At 56.9% G+C, this 4,108-nt stretch carries 7 protein-coding genes; 6 read left to right on the top strand and 1 reads right to left on the bottom strand.

Annotation, left to right across the window (positions count from 1 at the left end; genetic code table 11):
* Nucleotides 1–193 precede the first annotated feature (193 nt).
* Nucleotides 194–478, bottom strand: coding sequence for a helix-turn-helix transcriptional regulator (locus AC1RMF_RS26370; RefSeq protein ID WP_493145485.1), 285 nt, complete (start codon nt 476–478; stop codon nt 194–196).
* A gap of 221 nt (nt 479–699) precedes the next feature.
* On the opposite strand from AC1RMF_RS26370, the gene AC1RMF_RS26365 reads away from it, so the two are divergent.
* From AC1RMF_RS26365 to AC1RMF_RS26340, 6 genes are all read left to right on the top strand, one after another.
* Nucleotides 700–1,257 (top strand): hypothetical protein, encoded by a 558-nt coding sequence (locus tag AC1RMF_RS26365; protein WP_493145483.1) that lies wholly within the window; start codon nt 700–702, stop codon nt 1,255–1,257.
* 11 nt (nt 1,258–1,268) lie between these two features.
* Entirely contained in the window at nt 1,269–1,508 is a 240-nt protein-coding gene (locus AC1RMF_RS26360) for a hypothetical protein (protein WP_493145481.1), read from the top strand.
* Nucleotides 1,509–1,683: 175 nt separating this feature from the next.
* Nucleotides 1,684–2,406 carry a hypothetical protein gene (locus tag AC1RMF_RS26355; protein WP_493145480.1) on the top strand — a complete coding sequence of 241 codons (723 nt, stop codon included), beginning with the start codon at nt 1,684–1,686 and terminating at the stop codon, nt 2,404–2,406.
* Nucleotides 2,407–2,428: 22 nt separating this feature from the next.
* Nucleotides 2,429–2,608, top strand: coding sequence for a hypothetical protein (locus tag AC1RMF_RS26350; protein ID WP_493145479.1), 180 nt, complete (start codon nt 2,429–2,431; stop codon nt 2,606–2,608).
* A gap of 42 nt (nt 2,609–2,650) precedes the next feature.
* Nucleotides 2,651–3,898, top strand: coding sequence for an MFS transporter (locus AC1RMF_RS26345; RefSeq protein WP_493145486.1), 1,248 nt, complete (start codon nt 2,651–2,653; stop codon nt 3,896–3,898).
* Between the two features lie 3 nt (nt 3,899–3,901).
* A partial coding sequence (locus tag AC1RMF_RS26340; protein WP_493145478.1) for a hypothetical protein occupies nt 3,902–4,108 on the top strand: 207 nt, incomplete at its 3' end.

The raw sequence follows: 4,108 nt of genomic DNA, 5'->3' as shown, positions 1-4,108 counted from the left end.
GCATGACCTGGGTGTGTGCGTCACGAAATATCCCTGGGGCCCCCATCCTGGACGACGGTACAGCGCCCGTCTGCGTATCTGCCACGAAATCTTTCTTGGCCGCTTTGCATGTCGAATTGACTTCAGGGAGAAACTTTGATGCGCAGTCGGGACATCTTTGAACACCCGCGCTGCATGATTGTGTGCAGAGAACTCAGTCCTTGCTGAGCAGTTCTAAGGTCTGGTCCACCAGCTTGCCGGGTTTGCAGTTCAGGGCGCGGGCGATTTTGAAAATCATGACCAGGTTGGGTAGGTGCTCACCGCGCTCGATCTTGCCCATGTGGGAGCGCTCCACCAGCGCTAGGTGGGCCAACTCCTCCTGGGCTAGACCGAGCTTGAGTCGGCGCTCGCGAACCACCCGCCCAAAGGCAATAGCGGGGGCCGCCTCATAGGAGGTGGATCCCCGTGGTCTGCCGGGTTTGACTTGGCGTGCTTGCATGGTTGCGAGCTTTGCCGTAAGTCATTTTTAAGACCACGTTATATTTAACGTAATTGTCAAAAGAAAATTGCCTGATCAATTAACTGCAGGCCGCGCACAAGCACACATACCTGTCGTGCGTGGGTTCATGAAAAGGATCGGTACCAATCTCTGCGGCAATACCAGTCTTTTTAACCACCATTTCAAAGGGATCACAAATGACACTAATGAAACGTAGAACCATGATGGGCGGCGCAGTGGCCGCATTTCTGATGATGGGAGCGGCTCTGGCCGCCGAACAAAAGCCGCTGGAATTGTTTGGGGTCAGCATCAAGGGAGCCTCGCGTGACCAAATGCGCCAGGCGTTCAAGCAAGGCGGATTGCGGAGCACACGCGAGGACAAGAATTATTGGATTGACACGTATGACGCCCAGGGTGTGCTGGATGGGGCATCGGAATTCGAGGCTGGATACGTTTCTGCTACGGACAAGTTCGCCTATTCCCAGTACACCTTCCCTGGATTTATGGACACCGAACTGGTTGGCAAGATCATCGAGATGGTGGCATCCAAGTATGGAAGGACAACGTCCCAGATTGGGAGCTATGGGCTCGGCCCTGTTACCGCCCGCTGGAGTCTGGCTCAGGGCATGCAGATTGAGGTATCCCGCGGCTGGCCAAACACCACAACCTACTTGAAGTTCATCGATCTGACAGCGAATGCTCAGATGCAGAACGAAATCGAAGCGATGAAGAAGTCCCAGGAAAGTAAGAAGAACAAAGCACAGAGCGGTGCGTTTTAAGGAAGGCTGTTATGAAATTTCTAAAAGTTGCCATTGATTGCTTCCTGGCCCTGGTGTGTGCCTACATGTTGTTCAGCGGCATGTCTACCTACCTGGGGACATTAGGCCAGGTGCAGGGAAGTGAATTCGGGATGCTGATCACGTTGGTGAATCAGCTCAGTCTCGTGATGGTCTGGCTGGCGCTGTTTGCGCTGCGTTCGATCATTCCGGAAGAATTGAGCACGGAGCCCAGTGACAGTTCCTTCCGTTAATTCGTAAGGTCCTGCCAACGGGAACTGCTGGGTAAGCGGGAGGGGGTACGTTTATCTGGCAGTGTGGAGTTTCCATGAGCCATGCAATTGAAACGTTCGTAGCTGCTCGGCTGCGTCATCCATATTGCATTTCCCCAAGGGACGCAGATCATCAACATGTTGGGAGTGAGAAATCATGCGCAGTCGGGACATCTTTGAACTCCAGGTGCGCTCACTCGTGAGTCTGGTGCAGCGCAGGAGTGCCGGTGGCGAAGCGGACATCGCCCTGGGAGCTCGGATCAGGGACTTCGTATCCATGGAGTTGCTGGGAAGAGGCAACGCAGACGTTCTTGCGCGTGCATTGGGGGAGCTCGGTGATGTAGAGGCGGATCTTCTGCAAGACATGGTGACCCTTTGCAGCCAGAGTTTTCTTCGCACGGATGCAGTCTGGAATGCATTTGCCGTACCGGTGGCTACGCAATGGCACATGCAGCAGAACCGCATCTTCGTGTCCCGTAGAGGGCAGAGCCAATACTTGTCAGAGCTTGCAGCAGGCGTTCGGCAAAGTGTGGGCGCCGAGAACGTGGTGCTGGACAACGCCATCTACAGCGCAGAGACACTCTATGGCCTCAGCGCCCACGCACTGCATGACCACCTGCAAGTGCTGCTGACATCAGCGCCACGCCAGACGCGGGCGCCGCAAACCATAGAACTGCGTAGTTCCAGTGAGCCGCCTTGGCGCATGGCCTACTTTCTGGGTGTGGAAGTGACCAAGCCTGGGGGCAGGCGCCAACTCAATGATCCTGGGGGGCAGGATGCCGTGCAGGGAAGCTTCGCTATTGATGAGTACCGATTCCGTCATCACTTTAAAGCTCCCCGAGGGCTACACCTTCTCCGATCTCAAGGTCCGTCGCTGTGACGATGACGCCATTGATCTGGACATGGACCTAGTCAAGCTGATCTGCCAGATCAACGGCCTGAACTTTGACAAGGTGTTGCAGAACCCGGGGCCGGTTGTCACCAGCATTCTCACCGTCTGGTACAAGAGTCATCTCGCGCAAGGCGGCGCACCCGATGCCCTGATGGAAGAACTTAAATCACAAGGGCCCAGACTCAATTGATTTCCTTCTTCACAGCGTTGCAGCACCCATGAGCCAAGCCCCATCGGTTCAGATGCCCCTACAGGCTTCAGGTGGCGCTGCAACGCCAGCCAGTCCACCAGATATCCAGTTGCCCCGCGGAGCGCTTCTAGGCCTGTCCATCTCCGCATTTGGCAGCGGCATTTCCATGCGGGTCACAGATCCCTTGCTGCCAGGCTTGGCAAAGGAGTTTTCGCTGACCCTGGGCCACGCAGCCTTGGTCATCACCGTGTTTGCCATTGCCTATGGCTTCTCGCAACTGATCTTCGGCCCCTGGGAGATCGCTTTGGCAAATACCGCGTCATTGCCTGGGGCACGATTGCTTGCGCCATTACCACGGCGGCATGCGCCATGGCGCCTTCGTTTGAATTCCTGCTGGCAGCCCGCGCCGTTGCCGGCGCATCAGCCGCAGCCATCATCCCGCTGGCCATGGCCTGGATTGGCGATGTGACGTCCTATGAACGACGCCAGCCCATATTGGCCCGCTTCATGATCGGCCAGGTGCTGGGCGTGTCCGCAGGGGTACTGCTGGGCGGCTATGCGGCTGACCATCTGCACTGGCGTACCCCCTTTGAAGGCATTGCCGTTTACTTTGCGCTGGGGGGCTTCTTGCTGCTGTGGATGAACAAACATCTGCCGGATGCCGCCAGAAAGACCAGTCCGCCCCAGGGCTCCGCGATGAAGCGCATGGTGTCCGAGTTTGCCCAGGTGTTGGCAGTGCCCTGGGCCCGCGTGGTGCTGCTGACCGTGTTTGCAGAAGGCGCCAGCATCTTCGGTGCCTTCGCCTTCATGGTGACCCATGTGCACCAGGTCCACGGCATTCCACTGGCGATGGCCGGGCAGGTGGTCATGCTGTTCGGCTTTGGCGGACTGTGTTTTGCGCTCAGTGCCCGATTCCTGTTGCACAGGTTGGGTGAAACCGGTCTGTGCCGCTGGGGAGGTGTGCTGGTAGCTGCTTCCTACATCACCGTGGCAGTATCGAGCAGCTGGTGGTGGGCCATACCCGCCAGCTTCATTTCCGGCCTGGGGTTTTACATGCTGCACAACACCTTGCAGATCAACGCCACCCAGATGGCGCCGGAGCGTCGGGGTGCGGCTGTTGCTGCTTTTGCAGCGTCGTACTTTATTGGACAGTCCGCAGGTATCGCATTGGAGGGAGCGTTGATTCCCACCATCGGCACCGCAGGCGCCATTGTGTTGGGAGCAGTCGGAGTGACTGTGGTCTCGCAGAACTTTGCCCGTCTGATGCAAAAGCATCGCAGAAAGGTTTGAACCGTGGAAGAATTCAAAGAAGCACCTGAACAACTGACAGTGCAAGCGTCCGAGCAAACGCTCGTACAGGCACCTGCGCGTGAAAAAGAAGCTATGCAATCAGAAGATGCAACACGCGCACCTGAGGCAACGCAAGCAGAAGTGCAAGCATCTGCACAGCGTCCATTGCCTCCCGCTGTTCAGGCCTTCCAGAACTTCTACCTGGCCGAG

Source organism: Rhodoferax sp. GW822-FHT04A08 (assembly GCF_058801025.1).
Note: the sequence above shows the minus strand (reverse complement) of the source record. Positions and strands in the feature narration are given on the sequence as shown.